Source organism: Cellulomonas sp. EB106-03-03-XG116 (assembly GCF_058792015.1).
This window is the reverse complement of record NZ_JBYTEP010000037.1, coordinates 1-21,683: the sequence shown is the minus strand read 5'-3', so window position 1 is coordinate 21,683 and position 21,683 is coordinate 1. Positions and strand designations below refer to the sequence as shown.

Genomic DNA, 21,683 nt, shown 5'->3' with positions numbered 1-21,683 from the left:
GGCCCCGGCGTACGATTCCCGGCATGACGGCGACCGACGAGCAGACGACGCACCCCGCCTCGGACCTCGGGTGGTCGCTGGGCGTGCTGCTCCGCGCCTACGAGCACGCGATGACGTCCGCGGTCGAGGCGGTCCCGCACGGGTTCCGCGGGTTCCTGGTGCTGCGCGAGGTGGTCCGCGGGGCCCACCCCAGCCAGGCCGCCCTGGCGGCGAGCCTCGGCATCGACCGGACGGTGATGACCTACCTGATCGACGACCTGGAGCGTGCCGGCCTGGTGGCGCGGCGGGTCGCCGAGGTCGACCGCCGGCAGCGCCGCGTGCACCCCACGGCGGGCGCGGAGGCGCTGCTCGCGGAGCTGGAGCACCGGATGGCCGTCGCGGAGGACGCGGTGTTCGGCGCGCTGGACCCGGCGGAGCGCACCGCCGTCGGGCAGCTCCTGCGCCGCGCGGCCTGCGGCTACCGCGAGACCGGCGACCCGTGCACGACGGTGGAGCACGCGCTCGGTCGCTGACCGACCACCCGGCGCCCGGGGCGCGTCAGCCCCGGCGGCCCTCCGCGTCCTCGCACGCGGCGAGCAGGAGCTGCGCCGCCTCGCGCACCTGCGCCACCTGCGCGGGCTCGAGCCGCAGCCCGTCGACCATCGCGGCCGGGATGCCCACGGCCCGCTCGCGCAGCGCGCGCCCGTCGTCGGTGAGCCGGATCGCGAGCGCGCGCTCGTCCGCGCCGTCGCGCGCGCGCTCGACCAGCCCGAGCGCCTCGAGCCGGCGGACCAGCGGCGACGTCGTGGCGGGCTCGAGGTGCAGCAGCGCCGCGAGCGCCTTGAGCGTGAGGTCGCCGTGCTGCCACAGCGCCAGCATCGCGAGGTACTGGGGGTGCGTGAGCCCGAGCGGATCGAGCAGGGGCCGGTAGAACGCGACGAGCGCGCGGGCCGCTGCGGACATCGCGAGGCACACCTGCGCCTCGACGGCGAGCGGGTCGGCGAGGGGCGCGTCCCCCGCAGGCGCGTCCCCGGCGGGCAGCACGACCCGGGGCGCGGGCGCAGGGGCGGCGGCGGGGCGGGTCACCCGACGATACTAGCCCGGATCGTTCGTGCGCATATAATGAGGGCACTCAGCATCGGACGGGACGAGGCGGCGGGCATGGGCAGGATCGGCAGGGCGAACGACAGGCGGGAGGCGGCGCTGCTCAGCGTCTTCGGGCCGGCCCAGGTCGGCGACCCCCTCGCCCCCGACCGCGAGGTCGCCGAGGCCGACCGCGAGCGCGACCAGGCGCTGCGGACCGAGTTCGTCCGGGTCGTCGGCGCGGACGGCCGGTCGTACCTCGTGGAGCGCCCGGTCGCCGGCTGACGCCGCTCCCCCGCGGTGCGACACGCGCGGTGCGACACCCCCCCGCGGCACCACACCCCCGCAGCACGACGCCCCCGTGACCGGCCGGTCACGGGGGCGTCGCACGTGCGGGGCGGGGTCAGCGCGCCCCGGCCCGCCGCCACGCGAGCACGGCGACGACGAGCGCGCCGACCCCGGCCGCGAGGCCGAGCCCGCCGAGCACGACGGGCAGCGCCCCGGCGTCGTCGGCCGAGGAGCCGGCCCCGGCGTCGCCCGCGCCGGTCTGCGCCGCCTCGTCGCCCGACGCGTCCGCGGCGCCGCTCCCGTGACCGTCGGCCGCCGCCCCGGTCGTGGTGAAGGCCGGCGCCGGGCTGTCCGGCTCCTCGTCGCCCTCGGCCACCTGGTCCCAGTCGACGACCTCGCCGTCGGCGTACTCCTGGTGCGCGGGCAGGACGAGCTCGGTGCCGGCGGCGGGCAGCGGGCCGACGGAGAGGGCGAACTGCTGGAACTCGCCGTCGCCGATGCCGGCGCCGTCGGCGGTCCAGGTGACGCGCAGCGGCGCCTGGGTGAGCGTGACGCCGTCGACCTCGACCGGCTCGGGCAGGGCGCCGTGCTCGACGGTGGCGGTCCACCCGGGCACGGGCTGCGTCGAGACCGACGTCAGCGGCGTGCCCGTCGGCAGGTCGACCGTCACCCGGGTGGTCGCGGACGTCGGCGACTCGTTGGGGACGCGGAAGGTGAGGACGGTCCAGCCGCCGGCGGCGGTGGTCTCCGGGACGACGCGGACGTGCGCGGACGCCGCGGCAGCCGAGCCGAGGACGAGGGCGGCGGCCAGCGCGGGGCCGGCGACGAGGCGCGCGAGGGCGCGGGGGGATGCGGACACGGTGGGTTCTCCTGGGGGACGGCGTGGCGCGCGCCGTCAGGCCGTCGCACCAGGGCGGCGGCAGGGCGCGCGGGGACGGCGTGACCCGGCACCCCCGCCGCGCAGGGCGTGCGGGGGCTCAGGCCACGCGGGGGCGGAGCACCCCGGGCGGGCCGCGCCTCGCGACCCCGCCGCACAGGGCCGGCACGGGGCGCGGTGCGGCGGCGACCGGCGCGACCGGCCGCGCGCGCGGCACGACCGGCGTCGGCACCGCGCCCGCGAGCGCCGGCAGCAGCGCCGCCCAGCGGCGGGCCAGCGCGAGGACCCCGCGGTCGGTCGCCACGAGCAGCAGCACGGTGGCCGCCATCGCCGCCGCGTGGGCGGCGAGCATCAGCCCGCCGGCGCCGTGCGGCGCGGCCACCGCGGCGTCGAGCGGGACCCCGGCCGTCGCTGCCGTCCCGACGAGGGTGGGCACCACCTCCGGCAGAGCGGCCCCGTGCTCCGCGTGCACCCCGCCCGGCAGCGCGGCACCGGCGCCCGACGCGAGCCAGGTGAGCGCCGCGTGCACCCCGAGCTGCCCCGCCACCGCGGCGGGGAGCAGGACCCGCACCGTCAGGGGCCGGCGCGCGAGCGCCGCGGAGCCGACCAGGACGAGCGACCCGATGAGCGCGAGCGCACCCCCGGACGGGGCGTGGCCGCCGCCGAGCACGTGCGCGCCGGACCCGAGCGCGAGCACGGTCGCCGCGACGCCGAGCAGGCGCCCCACGACGAGCGCACGCTGCACGGACGGGTCCACGGCGCCGACGCTACGGCATCTCCGGGACCAAGGTCCTGACGGCGCCGGGTGATCGGCGCACCGGCGCGCGCGGGCCGGTCACCCGCCCCGGGTGTCAGACGGCCGGGTACCCGCCGTCGACCTGGTGCAGGCTGCCGGTGATGAACGACGCCTCGTCGCTCAGCAGGAAGGCCACGAGCGCGGCGACCTCGTCGGGCCGGCCGATCCGGCCGATCGGGTGCCTCGCCGTGATGGCGTCGATCTGGTCCTGCGGCAGCTGCGCCATCAGCGGCGTCCAGATGTTGCCCGGCGCGACCGCGTTGACCCGGACGCCGCGGGTGCCGTACTCGACGGCGGCGTTCTTGGTCAGGCCGTTGATCGCGTGCTTGGACGCGACGTACGCGGAGTTGCCGGGGGCGGCGACGAGCGCGTGCATCGACGCCATGTTGACGACCGCGCCGCCGCCCGCCGCCTCGATCGCGGGGAGCTCGTACCGCAGGCCGTACAGCACGCCGTTGAGGTTGATGTCGATGACGCGGCGCCAGTCGGCGTCGAGGTCGAGCTCGCCGGTCGGCAGCTGGTTCCGGGCCGCGATGCCGGCGTTGTTCACCGCGAGGTGCAGCGCGCCGTAGGTCGCCACGGCGTGCTCGACCGCGGCGCGCGAGCTCTCGGCGTCGGCGGTGTCCTGCTGGAACGCGGACGCGGCGCCGCCGGCCGCGACGATCTCGTCCGCGACGCGCTGCGCCGCCTCGAGCCGGATGTCGGTGAGCACGACGGACGCGCCCTCCGCGGCGAGCCGCTGCGCGACGGCCTCCCCGATCCCGCTGCCGCCACCCGTCACCAGGGCCACCTTGCCGTCGAACCGCGCCATCACGCGTCACTCCTCGCTCAGATCTCGTGGACCGCGGCGCGCGGCCCGTCCGAGTCAACACCGACCGACCGGTCGGTGATGGCCGCGCACGGTGTCGGGACCGTCACACCGGGACGGAAGACCCTCGACATCGCTCCCCCGGGGGCACGGGCGCGGCGGCTCGCGGCCCCGTAGCCTGCTGGTCGGGGACGGTCGACAGCCGGGAGGGCGCGTGACGACGGAGCTGCTGGGCGGCGCGACCACCGACGCGACCCCGCGGCCGCCCCGGGCGCTCCGCCGGCCGGGCGCCCGCGACCTGCGCCTGGTGGCGCTGTTCGCGCTGCTCAACGCCGCGGCCTGCCTGCTCGGCCGCGCGACTCGGGTGCCCGAGGCCGAGGTCAGCCTCGTCTGGCCGGCCGCGGGGGTGTCGGTGCTGTGGCTGGTGGCGCGGGCCCGCCGCCCGTGGCCCTGGCTGGACCCGCTGGTGCTCGCGCTGTCGACCGGAGCCGTGGTGGCGGCGACCGGCGCGTCGCCGTCGACCGCCGCGATCGGTGCGCTCGCCGCGACGGTGCAGGCGGTGGTCTGCGCGGCGGTGCTCGCCCGGTACGCGCCGTACGTGTGGGCCGCGCGCGGGACGCAGCAGCTGCGCCGCGTGCCCGACCTCTGGTGGTTCGTCCTCGGCGCGGTGCTGAGCTCCGTGGTCTCGGCGCCGCTCGTGGAGCTCGCGGTGGTGCTCGGCGGCGAGCCGTGGACCTGGCGCACGGCGCTGCTGTGGTGCGCGCGGAACACCGTCGCGATCGTCGGGATCGGCACGCTCGGCTTCACGCTCGGCGCGTGGCTGCGCCTGCGGGCCGCACGCCGCACGGCGCACGACCGCATCGAGTGGTGGACCGAGGGCCGGGGCGCCGACTACCTCGCGGCGCTGCTGCTCGCCCCGCTGCTCTACGTGGTCTGGTTCGTCGAGATCGACTGGCTCGCGGTGGTGTTCCCGCTGATCGGGCTCACGGTGTGGGCGGGCTCGCGGCTGCCGACGCGGTCGGTGGTGCTGCACACGACGGTCTGCGGCGTCGTCGCGATCCAGCTCACGCTCGCCGGGTCGGGGCCGTTCGCGGAGCTGCCCGACCCGACGGCGCAGGTCGCGATCGCCCAGCTGTACGTCGGGCTGGTCGCGGTGATCGGGCTGGCGCTGGCCATCGCCCGGGACGAGCGCGGGCGCCTGGTGGCGGACCTCCAGACCGCCCGGGACCGGGCGCAGGAGCAGGCGACGCTGCTGGCGACGGTCGTGGACACCATGTCGGAGGGCGTCCGGGTGGTGGACGCGACCGGCCGGGTGGTGGTGCGCAACCCGACGGCGGCCCTGCTGCTCACCGGCCGCACCACGCCCGGTGGCGAGGGCGACACCGACCTGGCGCACCTCGCGCGCCTGGACGGCAGCCCGGTGCCGGACGCGGAGCTGCCGTTCCGCCGGGCGCTGGCGGGCGAGCAGGTGCGCGACGCCGACCTGCTCGTGCGGGTGCCCGGGGCCTCGGAGCCGCGGATCGTCACGTTCTCGGCCTCGCCCCTGCCCGACGCGGCGGGCGGCGGCGCGGTGACGGTGCTGCGGGACGTGACCGTCGAGCGCACGGAGCTGCGCCGGGCGGCCCAGGTACAGGCGAGCCTGCTGCCGTCCCTGACCCTCGACGTGCCCGGGCTGGACCTCGCCGCGCGGTTCGTGCCGGCGGGCTCGGTCGGCGGCGACTTCTACGACTGGCAGCCGGTGGCGGACGGCCTGGTGCTCACGCTCGCGGACGTGATGGGCAAGGGCCCGGCCGCGGCGATCCTGGCCGCGACCACCCGCTCGGTGCTGCACGCGCAGCGCACGCTGCGCGACGTGGCCGGCACGCTGGCGGCGACCGAGCGGGCGATGACGGCCGACCTGGCGAACGCCGGCGCGTTCGTGACGATGTTCCGCGCCTACGTGGACGCGGCGGACGGTCAGGTGTCCTACACGGACGCGGGCCACGGGCTGTCCCTGATCGTGGGTCAGGACGGCTCGGCGCGCCGGCTCTCGGCGACCGGCCTGCCGCTCGGCATCGCCCCGGGTCCCGAGCGGGTGAGCGCGCGCGCCAGGCTGGCCCCGGGCGAGCTGCTGGTCACGTTCTCCGACGGGGTCCTCGACGCGCTCGGCGGGTCGCTCGACGACCTGGACCAGGTGGGGCGCGCGGTGCGCGGCACCCGCACCGCCGAGCAGGCCGCCGACGCGGTGCTGTCGCTGGTCGACCCCCGGCACCCCGAGGACGACCTCACGGTCGTCGCGCTGCGCCGCGCCGCCTGACCCCGCACGCCCCCCCGACCCCCCGACGCCGGAGGCCCCGTGGACCTGCTGCTCCTCGCCGACACCCACGTCCCGCGCCGCGCCCGCGACCTGCACCCGGTGGTGTGGGATGCGGTCGACGCCGCGGACGTCGTGCTGCACGCGGGCGACTGGGTCGACGTGACGCTCCTGGACGCCCTGGAGGCCCGGGCGCGCCGGCTCGTCGGCTGCTGGGGCAACAACGACGGGGCCGACCTGCGCGCCCGCCTCCCGGAGGTGGCCCGCGCCGAGCTGGGCGGGCTGCGGTTCGCCGTGGTGCACGAGACCGGGCAGGCGCAGGGCCGGGAGGCGCGGTGCGCGGCGGCGTACCCCGACGTCGACGTGCTCGTCTTCGGCCACAGCCACATCCCCTGGGACACCGTCGCGCCGGGCGGGCTGCGGCTGCTCAACCCGGGGTCGCCGACCGACCGGCGCCGGCAGCCGACGGGGACCTACCTGACGGCCCGTGCGGAGGGCGGGGCGCTGCACGACGTGGTGCTGCACCCGGTGCCGCCGCGCGGCTGAGCCCGGCGGGCCGGGCTGGCCGGGGCGTCAGCCCGCCCGGCGCACCGCCACCACCGTGATGTCGTCCGGCCGCTCGGCCGCGGCCGCCGCCAGGCGCAGCACCGCCTCGACCGCGTCGTCCGCGGACCGGGCCCCCCGGACGGCGTCGACGACCGGCGGCAGGCCCTCGAGCGTGCCGTCCACCAGGTCCAGCACGCCGTCGGAGAACGTCACCAGGAGGTCGCCGGGGTCGAGGTGCGCGGTCCGCTGCTCGCGAGCCTCCTCGTCCAGCACCCCGAGCGGGAGCCCGGTGGCGGGCAGCCGCTCGTCGGTCCCGTCGGCGCGCACGACGACGGTGAGCCCGTGGCCCGCGTCGGCGTAGGAGACGTCCCCGGACGCGGCGTCGAGCGAGGCGTGGAACGCGGTCGCGAACACGCCGGCGCCGGACAGGTCCGAGTGCAGGATCGCCCCGGCGTACAGCAGGGACTGCGCGACGTCGGCCCCGTGGGCGGAGCCGCGCAGCACCGCGCGGATCGAGGCGGCCATGATCCCGGCGCCGGCGCCCTTGCCCATGACGTCGACCAGGCTCAGCACGACGCCGCCCTCGGTCGCCGACCAGTCGTAGAAGTCGCCGCCGACGGCCCGGCTGGGCAGGCACGCGCCCGCGACCTCGTACCCCGGCACGACCGGCGCGGACCGGGGCAGCAGCCCCGCCTGCACCTGGGCCGCGCGCTCGAGCTCGGAGTCGATGACGAGCTCCTTCTCGACCCACGCGGCGAGGTCGCGCAGCAGGGAGGCGCTGTCCGCGTCGAACTGCCGGGGCTTCTGGTCGGCGATGCACAGCGTGCCGACGCGGTAGCCGCCGGGGGCGACGAGCGGCTGGCCGGCGTAGAACCGGAGCCCGTCCGCGCCCACGACGAACGGCTTGTCCCGGAACCGCTCGTCCTGGGCCGCGTCGGGCACGACGAGCATCCGGTCCTGCTCGACCGTCGTGCCGCAGAACGAGTCCTCGCGAGGGACGACCGGGTCGTCGAAGCCCACCATCGCCTTGTGCACCACGACGTGCCGGTCCACGAGCGAGACCATCGCGGTCGACACGCCGAACAGCTGCCGGGCGAGCCGGACGACGCGGTCGAACCGGTCCTCGGCGGGGGTGTCGAGCACGCCGAGCCGGTGCAGGGCGGCGACGCGGTCGTCTTCCAGGTGCAGGGTCTCAGAGCTCATCGGCACGACCGTACGTCACGCCGACCGGTCGCGGGCCAGCCGCCAGGTGTTCCGGCCGTCCTCCCGCGCCAGGCTCAGGCTGTCGACGGCCCGGAGCACCAGGGCGATCCCCCGCCCGCTCTCGGCGAAGTCGTCCACCGGGTCCGGGTCCAGGTCCACCCGGACGGGCGCGCCGTCGTCGGTGAGCTCCGCCTCGAGCCGGCGGTGGTCGGCGCGCAGCAGCACGCTCGCTCGGACCGGGCCGTCGCCCACCGGGACGGTGTGCCGGACGACGTTCGTCGCGATCTCGATCACCGCGGTCTCGAACCGCAGCCGGTCCAGGTCGGGCACCTCCGGCGCCGCGTCCCACAGGCGGGCGAGCGCGTCGTGGACCCGGTCGAGCCACGCCGTCTCCGCGGGGCCGTCGACGCGGAGCTCCGCGGCCCCCTCAGCGGCCGGCACCGACCGCGTCCTCGACGGTCGCGTACGGGCGCAGCACCCGGTCCATCGTGGTGAGCTCCAGCACGGTCCGGACCTGCTGGCCGACCCGGGCGATCCGGAGGTCGCCCCCGGCCGCGCGGGCGGTGCGCAGGCCGCCGACCAGCGCGCCCAGCCCGGACGAGTCCAGGAACGCCGTCTCGCCGAGGTCGACCACGACGAGCGTCCGCCCCTCGGCCACCTCGCGGTCCACCGCGGCCTTCAGCTCGCCCGCGGCGGCCATGGTCAGCCGGCCCTGCACGCGCAGCACCGCCGCGCCCTCGGTCCGGTCGGTCGTCAGCTCCATCGGGTCCTCCTCGTCGTCGTCATGCGATGCCCCGGCGCCGCGCGCTGGACGGCGGGCTCGCCTCGGGCCCGGTGAACCCGCGATAGCGCAGCGCCTGCACCACCACGCTGAGCACCACCAGGTCGTACACCACCCACAGCAGGTTCACGGTCGTGCCCACCCACAGGGACAGCCCGAGCGACGCCCGGACGATCCCGACCACCGCGGCCACCACCAGCAGCGCCATCGCGAGCAGCTGCGGCCACACGAGCCGCCACTGGCTGGGCGACCCGTCGGGCCGGACCTTCGGGGTGACCGCGAAGCCGAGCGGCCGGCCGAACCACACGTTCGCCACCGCGGTCCACACGGCCTTGATCCACACCGGGAACAGCGCGAGCGCGTACTGCTGCCCGCGCCAGGTCTTCACGCCCCGCGCCGCCACCACGAACAGCAGCTGGCTCGCCAGGAAGAACGGGATGAACCGCGCGAAGAAGTCGACCGTCCAGGCCGTCACCGGCAGCACCCCGAAGCACAGGAAGATGATCGGCGCGGCCAGGTAGACCAGCGCGGCGAAGCCCGACAGGTAGGACCACATGGTCGCGAAGTACATGAGCTTCTGGCCGACCTTGAGGCCCCGGACGCCCAGCGGGTTCTCCTTGAGCATCACCTGCATCGTGCCCTGCGCCCAGCGCAGCCGCTGGGTCATCATCGTGCCGAGGTCCTCGGGGGCGAGGCCGTGCGCCAGGCTCTCGTGGTGGTAGACCGTCTTCCAGCCGAGGGCGTGCAGCCGCATCGCGGTCGCCATGTCCTCGGTGACGGACAGCGTGGCCACCGGCATCACGGCCTGCGCCTCGGAGCCCCGGTCGACGTCGACCGCCCGCACCAGCGCCTGCACCGACTCGATCGCGCCGAGCGGCGACCACTCCCGGTCGGCGAGCCGGGCGAGCGCGGGCTCGTCGACCACGACCGCGCCGATCTCGTCGTCCCGGGCGATCGGCAGCGCCGCGATCGCGGCGAGGTCGTCCTGGATGCTCGCGACGTCCCGGGCCACGACCTGCGCGGAGATCCCGTCGACCTCCCGCTGGAAGCCGTAGGTGACGTCGGACAGCGGCTCGCCCGCGTCCAGCGCCCCGAGCGCCCGCGCCGCGGCCTCCTGCACCTCGTGCAGCACGGCCGCCTGGGCCGCGTCCGGGGCGTCCCGCTGCGCGCGGTCGAGCAGCCGGCGCGACGCGTGCAGCGCCTCGCGCACCGACCGCTCGGTCTCCCGGACGTAGCCGACCAGGCCCAGCTGCATGAGCGCGTCCCGGCGCAGCACCGCGTTCGACCCGCAGAAGAACGCGGCGTTCCAGCCGTCCTTGCCCTGCTGGATCGGGCCGTAGAACAGCGGCGCCTGGCTCCCGAGCGGGTCCGCCGAGGTGACGTTGGTGAAGAACTGCGGCGTCTGCACCAGGGCGACCGCGGGGTCGTCGAAGTAGCCGAGGACGCGGTCGAGGAGCTCGGGCTCGGGGATCTGGTCCGCGTCGAGGATGAGCAGGAACTCCCCGTCCGTCTGGAACAGCGCGTTGTTGAGGTTGCCGGCCTTGGCGTGCCGGGGCCGGTCGGTCCAGTCCTCGGAGCGCTCGATGTACCCGACGCCCGCGGCGCGCGCGGCGGCGGCCAGGTCGGGTCGCGAGCCGTCGTCGAGCACCCACGTCCGGTGCGGGTACGCGATGTCGCGCGCCGCCGCGGCGGTCCGCATCACCAGCTCGACCGGCTCGTTGTAGGTGGTGACGAACACGTCCACGGTGATCCCCGCGGCGGGCGGGGCCGGGTCGTCGCGCCGCTTCGCCTTCCACATCGTCATGCCGAACAGCGCGACGTCGACCAGCGAGTAGGTCTCCGCGATCACCAGCGGCACGGCGATCCACCACGCCGACCAGTTCACCGAGTCGAGCCACCGCCAGGCGATGTAGTTCACCCCCAGCAGGAGCGTCAGCACCACGACGACCCGCAGCACGAGCTGCTGCCTCATCCGTTCTCCCTCCGCAGCACCACGACGGTCACGTCGTCGGGGCGGTCCGTGGCGGTGCCGGCGGCCGCGAGCACGCGGGCCACGGCGTCCGCCGCCGACGTGGCGGCGCCGAGCGGCGCCGCCAGCACGTCCTCCGGGTCCAGCGCCCGGTCGCCGCGCTCGAGCAGGCCGTCGCTCACGACGGCCAGGGTGTCGCCGGGCGCGAGCGCGACCTCCGCCGCCACGCGCGGCACCCCCACGACCACGCCGAGCGGCGGCCCCTGCGCGGGCAGTCGCCGCAGGGTGCCGTCCGCGGCGCGCAGCACCGCCAGGCCGTGGCCCGCGTCGGTGTACCGCAGCACGCCGGTCGCGGGGTCGAGCTCCGCGTGGAACGCGGTGACGAACGCGCCGGCGCGGTCGAGGTCGGGCTCGAGCACCCGCTCCGCGAGCGCCACCGCCGCGGCCACGTCCTCGTGCCGCCCGACGCCGCGCAGCACCGACCGGACGGTCGCGGCGATGATCGCGGCGCCGAGGCCGCGGTCCATCACGTCCGCGAGGGTCAGCAGCAGCCGGCTCGGGGTCGCCTGCCAGTCGTAGAAGTCGCCGCCCACGCCGTGCGCGGGCAGGCAGGCGCCGGCGAGGTCCCACCCGGGGAGGTCGGGGGCGGCCGTCGGCAGCAGCCCGCGCTGGACCTCCGCCGCGCGCCCCAGCTCGGCGTCCGCGGAGAGCTCCTTCTCCACCCACGCGGCCAGGTCCGTGAGCAGCGCCTCGTCCTCCGCCGTGAACTCCCGCGGCCGGCGGTCCATCAGGCACAGGGTGCCGACGCGCTCCCCGGCCGGCGTGGCGAGCGGCCGCCCGGCGTAGAACCGGATGTGCGGGTCGCCGGTCACGAACGGGGCCGCGGTGAACCGCGGGTCGAGCGCGGCGTCGGGCACCACCATCGTCGCCGGCTGCTCGATCGCGACCGCGCAGAACATCCCGTCCCGCGGCGTCTCGTGCGCCGTCGTCCCCTGGTGCGACTTCAGGTACAGCCGGTCGGCGTCGACCAGCGAGACGAACGCCATCTGGACGTCGAACAGCTGCTGCGCGAGCCGGGTGACGCGGTCGAACCGCTCCTCGGCGGGGGTGTCGAGCACGTGCAGCTCGCGCAGCGCGGCGACGCGTCGCGCCTCGTCGACGTCGTCCCGTGCGGTCTCGCCCATGCCTCACCCCCGCGGTGACCCTACCCACAGGTCCCCTGACCTGCAGGACGGCGCGACGCTCCGAAGACCACCCGCCTGACGGGTCAAGGACGGTCCCGGGGTGCCGATCAGGCACCCGTGCTGCAGCGAGTCCCCCACCCGCCGCTCGCGGTCGTCGTCGCCGCGCTCGCGGTGCACGCCGTGCTGCCCGCCGGGACCCTCCGGGACCTGCTGTACGTGGGCGTCGGCGCGGTGTGCGCGGTGCGGACCCACCGGGCCGCGGGCCGGATCCCGGGCCCGCAGCGGCGCGCGTGGCGGCTGCTCGCGCTCGGCCTCGGCGCCTGGGTCCTGGGCGACGCCGTGTGGACGCTGCTGGAGCGCGGGCTCGGCGTGCAGCCGTTCCCCTCCGTCGCCGACGTGGCGTACGTCGTGTCCTACCCGCTGCTCGCCGCCGGCCTGGTCCGGGCGTTCCCCGCGCCGCGCGACCGGCGGCCCACCTGGCTCCTGGACGCGCTGCTGGTCACGAGCGGCCCGCTGCTGGTCCTGTGGCTGCTGGTCCTGGAGCCGACCCTGTCGGGCTGGGGCGCCGACCCGCTCGGCACGGCCGTCGGCGCGCTCTACCCCGCCGGCGACGCCGTGCTGCTCCTGCTCCTCGCGCGCGCCGCCACCGCCACCGGCGACCAGCCCCGGGCGCTGCGGCTGATCACGTGGGGCGTGCTGGCCATCCTGCTCGCGGACGAGCTGTTCCTCCTGGCCCCGGGCTGGCCGGCGCTGGACGACCGGGTGCACCTGATCGACACCCTGTGGCTGCTCGGGTACGTGCTCCTGGCCTGCGCCGCCCGGCACGCGTCCGCGGGTCGCGCCGCGCCCCCGCGCGCCGACGGCGACCTCAGCACCGGCCACCTCGTGCTGCTGGGCGCGTCGGTGTGCGTGCTGCCGGGGACGCTGGCGGTGGAGGCGTTCCGGGGCGGCCCGGTGCACCTGGCCGAGGTGTGCACCGCCGCCACGGTCGTGATCGCCGCGTTCCTGCTGCGGTTCGGCGGGCTGCTCCGGGCCATGCGGCGCCAGCACCGGCACCTGCAGCACCTCGCCGTGACGGACCCGCTGACCGGCCTCGCGAACGCGGGCGGGCTGGCGCGCCGGCTGGCGGCGGCGCCGGCCGACGCGCCGGCGGGCACCGTCCCCGCGGTGCTGCTGGTGGCGCTCGACGGCTACCGCGACGTCACGCAGACGCTCGGGCACGCCGTCGCGGACGACCTGCTCCTCGCGGTGGGTGCCGTCGTCGGCCGCGAGGCGGAGGAGGGCGGGACCCCGGCGCGCCTCGCGCGCGACGTGTTCGCCGTCGGGATCGACGTCGCCGACCCGGCGGAGGCGGAGCGCGCGGCGACCCGCCTCGTCGACCGGCTGACCCCGCCGCTGCCGGTCGGCGGGCTGGACCTCACCGTGCAGCCGCTCGTCGGCGTGGCGGTGGCGTCCGGACGCCCGGCCGCCGCCGACGCGCTCGTCACCCGCGCGGACGCCGCCCTGACCGCCGCGCGCGGTGGTGACGCGCGGGTGGCCGTCGACGCGGGCACCCCGGCCCTGCCGGCGCAGCGGGCCGAGGGCGGGCCCGCGGCTGCTCCGGCGCCGTGCGCCGCGTCGCTGCTCCGCCGGCTCCCGGCGGCCGCCGCCCGCGGCGAGCTCGTGGTGCACTTCCAGCCGCTGGTCGCCGTCGCGGGCGGTCGCGTCGAGGGCGCGGAGGCCCTGGTGCGCTGGCAGCACCCCGAGCACGGCTTCCTGGGCCCGGACGCGTTCGTGCCCGCGGCCGAGCGGACCGGCCTGGTCCGCCCCGTCACGCTGCACGTGCTCGACGTCGCCCTGGCGCAGTGCGCCCGGTGGCACGCGGCGGGCGCCGGGTCGTTCGCCGTGTCCGTCAACGTCTCCGCGCACGACCTGGACGACCCCCGGCTGGTGGGCGACGTGCGGGCGGCGCTGGACCGGCACGGCCTGCCCGCGGACGCGCTGGGCCTCGAGGTCACCGAGACGATGGCGATGCGCGACGCCGCGCTGGCCGGGCGGACCCTCCGGGCGCTCGCGGACCTCGGCGTCGTGCTCGCGGTGGACGACTACGGCGTGGGCTACGGCTCGCTCGACTACCTGCGCCGGCTGCCGTTCACCGTGCTCAAGGTCGACCGGGCGTTCGTGGCGCCCGCCGCCGACGACCGGGTGTGCGCCGAGATCCTCCGCTCGACGGTCGACCTCGGGCACGCGCTCGGCATGCAGGTGGTCGCGGAGGGCGTCGAGGACGAGCGCACGCTCGCGCTGCTCCGGGGGCTGGGGTGCGACGCCGCGCAGGGCTGGGCGCTCGGCCGGCCCGGCCCGGCGGCGGCGCTCGACGCGCGCCTGGGCGCCGGGACGCCTGTCAATTAGTAGATCCTTCAAGTATTGTCTCCGGACCGACCGGCCCGCGGGCCGCGCCGACCGACCGGAGGAGTACCCCATGCCCGACCGCCGTCCCACCGCGGCCGAGCGCCAGGCCCGCCTGGCCGCCGTCCGAGCCGAGCAGCGCAAGAAGGAGCGCGGCCGCGCCGTCTGGATCGGCTCGATCGCCGGCGTCCTCGTCCTCGCCCTCGTCGGCGTCAGCGCCTGGGTGATCGTCGACGCCGGCCGCGACAAGGCCGCCCTCGAGGCGCAGGCGGACGCCGACATCGAGGGCGTCGAGGCGTTCGACGGCCTCACGTTCAACCACGTGACGACCGCCGTCGACTACCCGCAGTCCCCGCCCGCCGGCGGGGACCACAACGCCGCGTGGCTGAACTGCGGCGTGTACACCGAGCCGGTGCCGGACGAGAACGCGGTGCACTCGCTCGAGCACGGCGCCGTCTGGATCACCTACGACCCTGCACTGCCCGCCGCGGACGTGGCGACGCTCCAGGCGTTCGCCGAGAACCAGTCCTACGTGCTGGTGTCCCCGTACGAGGGCCTCGACTCCCCGGTCGCCGTGAGCGCGTGGGGCTACCAGCTCAAGGTCGACTCGGTCGACGACGAGCGGCTGCCGGTCTTCATCCAGAAGTACCTGCTCAACCCGGAGCTCGCCGAGGTCGGCGCGCCGTGCTCGAGCGGCGTGGGCACCCCGGCGTGACGTCGGAGGACCTGCGCACCGACGCGCCCGTGGCGCCGGAGCCCGCACCCGCGGGCCGGGGTCACGGGCGCGTGGTGCTCGCCGTCGTGGCCGTCGCCGCGCTGGTGCTCGGCGCGCTCGCCGGGGGGCTGCTCGCGCGCCAGCCGGCGCTGACCGCCGCGCCGGAGGGCTCGGTCGACGCCGGGTTCGCCCGGGACATGCAGGCGCACCACGCGCAGGCGGTGGACCTCGCCGTGCTCGTCCGGGACCGCAGCACCGACGAGGAGGTGCGGACCGTCGCGCTCGACATCCTGCTCACCCAGCAGAACCAGATCGGCCAGATGGCCGGCTGGCTGTCCACGTGGGGGCTGCCCGCCGCGGCCTCCGACGCGCCGATGGCGTGGATGACGGGCGGGGAGCACGGGCACGGGGCGTCCGCGACCGAGTCCGCCGGCTACGCCGCGATGCCCGGCTGGGTGTCCCGCGAGGACCTCGCCCGGCTCACCGCGGCGACCGGCGCCGAGGCGGACCGGCTGTTCCTGCAGCTGATGATCCCGCACCACCAGGGCGGCGTGGAGATGGCCGAGTACGCCGTCGAGCACGCGCAGCGCCCGCAGGTGGTGGCGCTGGCGCAGAACATCGTGACGTCCCAGGAGCGCGAGCTGACCGCGCTGCAGGACATGCTGGACGCCCGGGGCGGCCCGGTGTCCTGACCGGCGCCGCGGGCGCGGGCGTCCGCGGCCGCTAGTCCCGCGCGCGCAGCTCCAGGCTGATCTGGTCCGCGTCCAGCACCCGCAGCGCCTCGGTCAGCGCGCCCGAGCTCGCGGTGCCCAGGTCGCGGACCTTCAGCAGCGCCTCCCGCTGCGCGTCCAGCACCGCCAGCCGCAGCTCGCGCACCTGGGCCGCGGCGGACGCGCGGTCCTCGGCCTCCTCGTCCTCGTCGAGCTCGCCGCCCTGCCGCTCGGCGATCCGCCGGGCCTTCTCCAGGACCACCGCGTCGTACGGGGTGCCGTCCGGCCGGCGCAGGTCGGGGTCGCCGAGCAGGGCCGCGGCCGCCACCGCCATCTCCCCCGCGAGCCGGTCCACCTCCGCCCGGTCGTCCGTGCCGTCGCGGCCCAGGCCGAGCCGGCGCACCAGCCAGCCGAGCGTGCCGCCCTGCACGAGCAGGGTGCCGGCCGCCACGACGAACGCGACGAGCACGAGCAGCGCGCGGTGCGGGGTGTCCCGCGGCAGCGACTGCGCGGCGGCGAGGGTGACGACGCCGCGCATCCCGGCCCACACCAGGACGGCGCCCTCGCGCGGGCCGAGGTGCTCGGCCTGCAGGTAGTCGATGTCGGCGATCCGGCGGGTGATCCGGTAGCGCAGCCGGACGCCGCGGGCCTCGGGCGCGTCGTCCCGGCCGAGGCGCGGGCGGCGGCGCCCGAGCACCCGGCGCACCTTCGCCGCGTCGACGGGCGCGGTGGTCGCGCGCGGCGCGGCCCCCGCGGGCGGCGCGCCCGGGATCCGGCGCTCGGCCAGGTCCTCCCGCGTCAGGGTGGCGAGCGAGTCGGCGCGGTCGTTGAGCGCGCTGAGGTAGCCGCGCACGGTGACGCCCCGGCGCGCGCGCCGGGACAGCCGCGACAGCAGGTAGGCGACGTACCCGGTGCGCACCACCAGCACCACCACGGCCGAGAGCGCGCCGAGGCCGACGGCGTACCAGAGGTGGCCGTGGTCCGCCTGCACCTCCGCGACGAGGCCGTACAGCTCGAGCCCCATGACCAGGAACACCGCTCCCTCGAGCAGCAGCTCGAGCGTGCGCCAGTTGGCCGCCTCGGCGATCCGGTCCTGCGGCCGCAGCCGGACGCTCCCGGACCCCGCGACGAGCCCGGCGCTGACCGTGGCGACGAGGCCGGACGCGTTCAGGTGCTCCGCCGGGATGTAGGCGACGAACGGGACGATGAACGAGATCGCCGTCGTCAGGTGCGGGTCGGCGACCCGGGTGCGCACCCACAGGCTGACCTTGCCGACCAGCCCGCCGATCACGACGGCCACGACCACCGCGTAGACGAAGTCGGTCGCCACCTCCCACAGGGTCACCGACGCGGCCGTCGCCGCCACCGCGGAGCGCAGCAGCACCAGGGCGGAGGCGTCGTTCAGCAGGCTCTCGCCCTCCAGCACCGTGACGATGCGGGGGCTCACCCCGGACTTCCGGACGATCGAGGTCGCCACTGCGTCGGTCGGGCTGAGGACCGCGCCCAGTGCGATGCCGGTCGCGAGCGTGACGTCGGGGATCAGCCAGGAGAAGATCACACCCAGCACCACCGACGTCGCCACCACGAGCAGCACCGACAGGCCGCTGATCGCCGTGAGGTCGCGCCGGAAGTCCATCGTCGGCACCGAGACCGAGGTCGCGTAGAGCAGGGGCGGCAGCACCACCCCGAGGATCCACTCCGGCTCGATCTCGACCGCCGGCACCACCGGGAGCAGGCTGATCACGACGCCGAGCGCGACGAGCAGCAGCGGGGCCGACACCCCCACCCGCGGGGCCAGGGCGGTGACGGTGACCACCGCGACGGCACCGATCACCCCGATCAGCAGCAGGTCCATGCGCTCCGCCCCTCCGTGGCCGCCCGCCGCGCGCTCAGCCGGCGGACCCCGCGGCCACGGCGGCCGGGTCCGCGTCCCGCACGAGGCCGCGGTAGTGCTCGATCTTCTCCGCGAGGTGCTCCTGCTGGTGCAGCAGCAGCTCGATGGTCGAGGCTACGTGCTCGGCGTGGGCCTCCAGCAGCGCGAGCCGCTCGGGCACGGTCGCGTCGGCGCCCGGGCCGGTCGCCAGGGCGAGCCCCGCGTACCGGCGCATCGCGGCGATCGGCATGCCGGTGTCCCGCAGGCAGCGGAGCACGCCGAGCCAGTCCAGGTCGGCGTCGTCGTACAGCCGCCGGCCCGCGGCGTCACGCCGGACGTCACGGACCAGGCCGATCTTCTCGTAGTAGCGGAGCGTGTCGAGGCTGAAGCCGGAGCGCCGGGCGGCGTCGGCCGGGGCGTAGGTGGTCACGGTCGCCAGTGTGGCGCGGCCCGGGCGGGCACGGGGCGGGTTCGGCGCCGGGCCTTGCGCTGGAGCGCGCTCCAGCCGCCACGCTGGCGCGCATGACGACGACCGCGCCCGCGACCGGGCCCCGCGCCTCCGACGACACCCCGACCCCCGTCCCGCCGATCGCGCTCGGCGCGATGCTGTTCGGCACCCGGCACGACGACGCCGAGTCCTTCGACCTCCTCGACGCGTACGTCGAGGCCGGCGGCGTGTGGATCGACACCGCCGACTGCTACGCGTTCTGGGCCGACGACTCCGGCCGCGGCGGCCAGAGCGAGCCCGTGCTCGGCCGCTGGCTCGCCGCCCGGCCCGGGATGCGGGACCGGGTGCGGATCGCGACCAAGGTCGGCTGCGAACCACTGCGGCCCGGCTCGTTCCCGGAGCGCACGACGGGCCTCGGCGCCGACGTCGTGCGGTCCGTGGCGCGGCAGAGCCTGGACCGGATGGGAATCGACCGCATCGACCTGTTTTGGGCGCACCGCGACGACCGGTCGACGCCGCTGCCCGAGATCGTCGACGGGTTCGGCGGGCTGGTCGCGGACGGTGTGGTGGGCGCGTGGGGGTTCTCCAACACGGCACTGTGGCGGGCCGAGCGCGCCGCCGGGCTCGCCCGCGCGCGGGGCCTCGCGGAGCCGACCGGGCTGCAGCTGCGCTACTCCTACCTGCAGCCCCGCCCGATGGTCCGGGACCACGAGCACGACCACCGGTTCGGCTGGATCACCGACGAGGTCCTCGACTACGCGGAGGCGAACCCGACCGTCGGCCTGTGGGCGTACAGCCCGCTGATGTCGGGCGCGTACGAGCGCGCGGACCGGCCCGTCCCCGAGGGCTTCGACCACCCGGGGACCGCGCGGCGGCTCGCGGTGCTGGCGGCGGTCGCCGCGGAGCTGGGCGTCAGCCGCAGCGAGGTGGTGCTCGCGTGGCTCGCGGGCGGGACGCCGCGCGTCAGCCCGGTGGCGGGAGCGAGCAGCCTCGCGCAGCTGGGCACAGCCATGGCCGGCGTGCGGCTGGTGCTGCCGGCCGAGGCCCGGGAGCGGCTCGACGCGGCCTGGTGAGCGCGCGCCGGGCGCGGGTCGGGCGGGTGCGGGAACGGTAATGAGACTGAGTATCAGTTGTGTTAGCGTGACCGCGCTGATCATCCGACCCGCGACCGGAGAGGAGACGGCGGCGAGGGCACCCGTGCGCCCGCACGGGCCCCGCGACCGCCGGCCCCCCACATGACCCTTTCGACCCGCACCCGCCCCCGACTCGCCGGGGCGCTCGGCCTCGGCGTGGCCGCCGCGCTGCTCGCCGCCTGCGGCCAGACCGCCGACCCCGCCGCGGCGCCGTCCGCGACCACCGAGGAGCCGGCCGCCCCCGCCGCCACCGAGGTCGCCACCGCGAAGCCCCGCCTCGCGCTCACCTACGACGGCGGCATCCAGGTGCTCGACGCCGACTCGCTCGAGGTCGTCTCCGACATCGAGCTGGCGGGCTTCAACCGGCTGAACCCGGCCGGCGACGAGCGGCACGTCCTCGTGTCCACCACCGGCGGCTTCCAGGTGCTCGACGCCGGCACCTGGACCGAGCCGCACGGCGACCACACCCACTCGTTCACCAGCGACCCGGTGCTCACCGACGTGCTGTGGTCCGCCGAGAAGCCCGGCCACGCCGTCCGGCACGAGGGCCGCACCGCCCTGTTCGACGACGGCACCGGCCAGGTCACCGTCGTCGACTCCGACGCGCTCGCCGACCCGGACGCCACGACCCGCGAGTACACCACCCCGTCCGCGCACCACGGCGTCGCGGTCGAGCTCACCGACGGCACCCTCGTCGTGTCCGAGGGCGACGAGGACGCGCGCACCGGCGTGCGGGTGCTCGACGCGGAGAACACCGAGATCGCCGCGATCGACACCTGCCCCGGCGTGCACGGCGAGGCGGTCGCCGCCGACGAGGCCGTCGTCATCGGCTGCGAGGACGGCGCCGTGGTCTGGGCCGGCGGCGCGCTGACCAAGGTCACCGCCCCCGACGCCTACGGCCGCATCGGCAACCAGGCGGGCTCCGAGGCCTCCCCGTACGTGCTCGGCGACTACAAGTCCGACCCGGACGCCGACCTGGAGCGCCCGACCCGGGTCTCGCTGATCGACACCCGCGACGCGTCGATCCGCCTGGTCGACCTGCCGGCCTCCTACACGTTCCGCTCGCTCGCCCGCGGCGACGCCGGCGAGGCCCTGGTGCTCGGCACCGACGGCGCGCTGCACGTCATCGACCCGGAGTCCGGCACCGTCGTGCGGTCCGTCCCGGTGATCGACGCCTGGGAGGAGCCCGAGGAGTGGCAGCAGCCGCGCCCGGCGATCACGGTCCTGGACGGCTCGGCGTACATCACCGAACCCGCCACGAACTCGGTGCACGCGGTCGACGTCGAGACCGGCGAGGTCTGGCTGTCGGCCGAGCTCGAGGTGACGCCGAACGAGATCGCGGGCGTCTCGGGCGCCGCGGCGGAGCACGGCCACGCCGACGACGACCACGCGCACGAGGACGAGCACGACCACGCGCACGACGAGGAGACCACCCAGGGCTGACCCCTGGCCCACCCCTCGCACCCCCGGAGTGGAGCGTGCTGCCCGGACACGCCGCGCGTGCCGGGCAGGACGCTCCACTCCCGCGCACCCCCGACCCGGAAGGACCCCCGTGGCCCGCAGCACGACCTGCCCTCGCACCGCGCACCCCCGCTCCACCCGCGCCCTCGCGGCCGCGGCCGCCGTCGCCGCCGCGACCGCCCTCGCCGCCTGCTCCCCCGCCGACGCCGACGACCGGCACGACGTCGTCGCCGCGTTCTACCCGCTGCAGTTCGTCGCCGAGCGGGTGGGCGGCGCCCACGTCGCCGTCACCTCGCTGACCCCGCCCGGCGGCGAGTCGCACGACCTGGAGCTGTCGCCCAGCGCGGTGTCGGGCCTGGGCGCCGCCGACCTCGTCGTCTACCTGTCGGGGTTCCAGGCGGCGACCGACGCGGCCGTGGCCGCCACCTCCCCCGCGCGCGTCGTCGACGCCGCCGAGGCCGCCGGGCTCGAGGTCGCGCCGGACGGGGTCGCACCCGGCGCCGGCGACAGCCTGGACCCGCACTTCTGGCTCGACCCGACCCGGCTCGCGGACGTGGCGCACCAGGTCGCGGACGCGCTCGCGGACGTCGACCCGGCGCACGCGGACGACTTCGCGGCCGCGGCCGACGCGCTCGTCGCCGACCTGCACGCCCTGGACACCGAGCTCGCCGAGGGCCTCGCCGCCTGCCGGGGCGCCACGCTCGTCGCCTCGCACGAGGCGTTCGGCTACCTGGCGCAGCGGTACGGGCTGCACCAGGTCGGGCTGAGCGGCGTCGACCCCGAGGTCGAGCCGTCCCCGGCCCGCCTCCGCGACGTCGCCGCGACCGTCGGGGCCGAGGGCGTGCGGACGCTGTTCTTCGAGACCCTGACCAGCCCCAAGGTCACGCAGACGCTCGCCGACGACCTCGGGGTCGCGACGGCCGTGCTCGACCCGCTGGAGGGGCTGGCCGAGGACGACGCGCGCGACTACCTCGACGTCATGCGGGACAACCTGGCGGCGCTGGCGGGCGGGCTGACCTGCGGCGCGTGAGCCCGAACGCGACGGGCCACCCCGCGTCCAGTGGAAGGGGGGGGGGGGGGGGGGGGGGGGGGGGGGGGGGGGGGGGGGGGGGGGGGGGGGGGGGGGGGGGGGGTAGGGGGGGGGGGGGGGG

The 21,683-nt window shown here is 77.0% G+C and carries 21 protein-coding genes; 10 read left to right on the top strand and 11 right to left on the bottom strand.

Annotation, left to right across the window (positions count from 1 at the left end):
- The first annotated feature begins 23 nt into the window (after positions 1-23).
- A complete protein-coding gene (locus AC3WUG_RS13645) occupies positions 24-512 on the top strand; it encodes a MarR family winged helix-turn-helix transcriptional regulator (protein WP_492328170.1) in 489 nt (162 codons plus the stop codon).
- 25 nt (positions 513-537) lie between these two features.
- Here AC3WUG_RS13645 and AC3WUG_RS13640 read toward each other — a convergent pair whose 3' ends face one another.
- The gene (locus AC3WUG_RS13640; protein ID WP_492328169.1) at positions 538-1,065 is read right to left on the bottom strand and encodes a MarR family winged helix-turn-helix transcriptional regulator; all 528 of its coding nucleotides are present in this window, start codon (positions 1,063-1,065) and stop codon (positions 538-540) included.
- 36 nt (positions 1,066-1,101) lie between these two features.
- On the opposite strand from AC3WUG_RS13640, the gene AC3WUG_RS13635 reads away from it, so the two are divergent.
- Positions 1,102-1,347: a hypothetical protein gene (locus AC3WUG_RS13635; RefSeq protein WP_492328168.1), complete on the top strand. Its 246-nt coding sequence runs from the start codon at positions 1,102-1,104 to the stop codon at positions 1,345-1,347.
- Positions 1,348-1,465: 118 nt separating this feature from the next.
- Here AC3WUG_RS13635 and AC3WUG_RS13630 read toward each other — a convergent pair whose 3' ends face one another.
- From AC3WUG_RS13630 to AC3WUG_RS13620, 3 genes are all read right to left on the bottom strand, one after another.
- Complete coding sequence (locus AC3WUG_RS13630) at positions 1,466-2,209, bottom strand: YcnI family copper-binding membrane protein (protein WP_492328167.1); 744 nt, start codon at positions 2,207-2,209, stop codon at positions 1,466-1,468.
- 118 nt (positions 2,210-2,327) lie between these two features.
- On the bottom strand, positions 2,328-2,984 hold the full coding sequence (locus AC3WUG_RS13625) for a hypothetical protein (protein ID WP_492328166.1): 657 nt from the start codon (positions 2,982-2,984) through the stop codon (positions 2,328-2,330).
- Between the two features lie 94 nt (positions 2,985-3,078).
- Positions 3,079-3,834 (bottom strand): SDR family NAD(P)-dependent oxidoreductase, encoded by a 756-nt coding sequence (locus tag AC3WUG_RS13620; protein WP_492328165.1) that lies wholly within the window; start codon positions 3,832-3,834, stop codon positions 3,079-3,081.
- A gap of 211 nt (positions 3,835-4,045) precedes the next feature.
- Between AC3WUG_RS13620 and AC3WUG_RS13615 the strand changes: the two genes are divergently transcribed.
- Both AC3WUG_RS13615 and AC3WUG_RS13610 read left to right on the top strand, forming a co-directional pair.
- Entirely contained in the window at positions 4,046-6,127 is a 2,082-nt protein-coding gene (locus AC3WUG_RS13615; RefSeq protein ID WP_492328164.1) for a SpoIIE family protein phosphatase, read from the top strand.
- Positions 6,128-6,166: 39 nt separating this feature from the next.
- Positions 6,167-6,670, top strand: a complete 504-nt coding sequence (locus tag AC3WUG_RS13610) for a metallophosphoesterase family protein (RefSeq protein ID WP_492328163.1) — start codon at positions 6,167-6,169, stop codon at positions 6,668-6,670.
- A 27-nt stretch (positions 6,671-6,697) separates the two neighbouring features.
- Here the strand turns inward: AC3WUG_RS13610 and AC3WUG_RS13605 are convergent, their stop codons facing one another.
- From AC3WUG_RS13605 to AC3WUG_RS13585, 5 genes are read right to left on the bottom strand one after another with little or no spacing between them, the layout of a single operon-like run.
- On the bottom strand, positions 6,698-7,873 hold the full coding sequence (locus tag AC3WUG_RS13605) for a PP2C family protein-serine/threonine phosphatase (RefSeq protein ID WP_492328162.1): 1,176 nt from the start codon (positions 7,871-7,873) through the stop codon (positions 6,698-6,700).
- A gap of 15 nt (positions 7,874-7,888) precedes the next feature.
- Complete coding sequence (locus AC3WUG_RS13600; RefSeq protein ID WP_492328161.1) at positions 7,889-8,314, bottom strand: ATP-binding protein; 426 nt, start codon at positions 8,312-8,314, stop codon at positions 7,889-7,891.
- Positions 8,301-8,636 carry an STAS domain-containing protein gene (locus AC3WUG_RS13595; protein ID WP_492328160.1) on the bottom strand — a complete coding sequence of 112 codons (336 nt, stop codon included), beginning with the start codon at positions 8,634-8,636 and terminating at the stop codon, positions 8,301-8,303. The genes AC3WUG_RS13600 and AC3WUG_RS13595 overlap by 14 nt, the downstream gene beginning before the upstream one ends.
- Positions 8,637-8,655: 19 nt before the next feature.
- Positions 8,656-10,626: a glycosyltransferase gene (locus AC3WUG_RS13590; protein WP_492328159.1), complete on the bottom strand. Its 1,971-nt coding sequence runs from the start codon at positions 10,624-10,626 to the stop codon at positions 8,656-8,658.
- Complete coding sequence (locus AC3WUG_RS13585; RefSeq protein ID WP_492328158.1) at positions 10,623-11,807, bottom strand: PP2C family protein-serine/threonine phosphatase; 1,185 nt, start codon at positions 11,805-11,807, stop codon at positions 10,623-10,625. Before AC3WUG_RS13585 ends, AC3WUG_RS13590 begins: the two co-directional genes overlap by 4 nt.
- A 117-nt stretch (positions 11,808-11,924) precedes the next feature.
- Here AC3WUG_RS13585 and AC3WUG_RS13580 point away from each other — a divergent pair, with 117 nt between their 5' ends.
- The 3 genes from AC3WUG_RS13580 to AC3WUG_RS13570 all read left to right on the top strand — a co-directional run bounded on the left by AC3WUG_RS13580 (position 11,925) and on the right by AC3WUG_RS13570 (position 15,599).
- Complete coding sequence (locus tag AC3WUG_RS13580) at positions 11,925-14,195, top strand: putative bifunctional diguanylate cyclase/phosphodiesterase (protein ID WP_492328157.1); 2,271 nt, start codon at positions 11,925-11,927, stop codon at positions 14,193-14,195.
- 70 nt (positions 14,196-14,265) lie between these two features.
- Positions 14,266-14,907: a thioredoxin-like domain-containing protein gene (locus tag AC3WUG_RS13575; RefSeq protein ID WP_492328156.1), complete on the top strand. Its 642-nt coding sequence runs from the start codon at positions 14,266-14,268 to the stop codon at positions 14,905-14,907.
- Positions 14,904-15,599: a DUF305 domain-containing protein gene (locus tag AC3WUG_RS13570; protein ID WP_492328155.1), complete on the top strand. Its 696-nt coding sequence runs from the start codon at positions 14,904-14,906 to the stop codon at positions 15,597-15,599. The genes AC3WUG_RS13575 and AC3WUG_RS13570 overlap by 4 nt, the downstream gene beginning before the upstream one ends.
- 31 nt (positions 15,600-15,630) lie before the next feature.
- Here the strand turns inward: AC3WUG_RS13570 and AC3WUG_RS13565 are convergent, their stop codons facing one another.
- Both AC3WUG_RS13565 and AC3WUG_RS13560 read right to left on the bottom strand, forming a co-directional pair.
- Positions 15,631-17,472, bottom strand: coding sequence for a cation:proton antiporter (locus AC3WUG_RS13565; RefSeq protein WP_492328154.1), 1,842 nt, complete (start codon positions 17,470-17,472; stop codon positions 15,631-15,633).
- Positions 17,473-17,506: 34 nt separating this feature from the next.
- The gene (locus tag AC3WUG_RS13560; RefSeq protein ID WP_492328153.1) at positions 17,507-17,920 is read right to left on the bottom strand and encodes a MerR family transcriptional regulator; all 414 of its coding nucleotides are present in this window, start codon (positions 17,918-17,920) and stop codon (positions 17,507-17,509) included.
- Positions 17,921-18,012: 92 nt separating this feature from the next.
- On the opposite strand from AC3WUG_RS13560, the gene AC3WUG_RS13555 reads away from it, so the two are divergent.
- The 3 genes from AC3WUG_RS13555 to AC3WUG_RS13545 all read left to right on the top strand — a co-directional run bounded on the left by AC3WUG_RS13555 (position 18,013) and on the right by AC3WUG_RS13545 (position 21,562).
- Positions 18,013-19,011, top strand: coding sequence for an aldo/keto reductase (locus AC3WUG_RS13555; protein WP_492328152.1), 999 nt, complete (start codon positions 18,013-18,015; stop codon positions 19,009-19,011).
- 162 nt (positions 19,012-19,173) lie between these two features.
- Positions 19,174-20,514, top strand: a complete 1,341-nt coding sequence (gene aztD / locus AC3WUG_RS13550) for a zinc metallochaperone AztD (RefSeq protein ID WP_492328151.1) — start codon at positions 19,174-19,176, stop codon at positions 20,512-20,514.
- Positions 20,515-20,623: 109 nt separating this feature from the next.
- On the top strand, positions 20,624-21,562 hold the full coding sequence (locus AC3WUG_RS13545) for a metal ABC transporter substrate-binding protein (RefSeq protein WP_492328150.1): 939 nt from the start codon (positions 20,624-20,626) through the stop codon (positions 21,560-21,562).
- Positions 21,563-21,683: the final 121 nt, after the last annotated feature.

Excerpts from the sequence above, each read along its gene's own strand:
- AC3WUG_RS13565 (WP_492328154.1), bottom strand. The coding sequence starts at position 17,472 with ATGGACCTGCTGCTGATCGGGGTGATCGGTGCCGTCGCGGTGGTCACC.
- AC3WUG_RS13555 (WP_492328152.1), top strand. The coding sequence starts at position 18,013 with ATGACGACGACCGCGCCCGCGACCGGGCCCCGCGCCTCCGACGACACC.
- AC3WUG_RS13620 (WP_492328165.1), bottom strand. The coding sequence starts at position 3,834 with ATGGCGCGGTTCGACGGCAAGGTGGCCCTGGTGACGGGTGGCGGCAGC.
- AC3WUG_RS13585 (WP_492328158.1), bottom strand. The coding sequence starts at position 11,807 with ATGGGCGAGACCGCACGGGACGACGTCGACGAGGCGCGACGCGTCGCC.
- AC3WUG_RS13605 (WP_492328162.1), bottom strand. The coding sequence starts at position 7,873 with ATGAGCTCTGAGACCCTGCACCTGGAAGACGACCGCGTCGCCGCCCTG.
- aztD (WP_492328151.1), top strand. The coding sequence starts at position 19,174 with ATGACCCTTTCGACCCGCACCCGCCCCCGACTCGCCGGGGCGCTCGGC.
- AC3WUG_RS13635 (WP_492328168.1), top strand. The coding sequence starts at position 1,102 with ATGAGGGCACTCAGCATCGGACGGGACGAGGCGGCGGGCATGGGCAGG.
- AC3WUG_RS13590 (WP_492328159.1), bottom strand. The coding sequence starts at position 10,626 with ATGAGGCAGCAGCTCGTGCTGCGGGTCGTCGTGGTGCTGACGCTCCTG.
- AC3WUG_RS13595 (WP_492328160.1), bottom strand. The coding sequence starts at position 8,636 with ATGGAGCTGACGACCGACCGGACCGAGGGCGCGGCGGTGCTGCGCGTG.
- AC3WUG_RS13575 (WP_492328156.1), top strand. The coding sequence starts at position 14,266 with ATGCCCGACCGCCGTCCCACCGCGGCCGAGCGCCAGGCCCGCCTGGCC.
- AC3WUG_RS13645 (WP_492328170.1), top strand. The coding sequence starts at position 24 with ATGACGGCGACCGACGAGCAGACGACGCACCCCGCCTCGGACCTCGGG.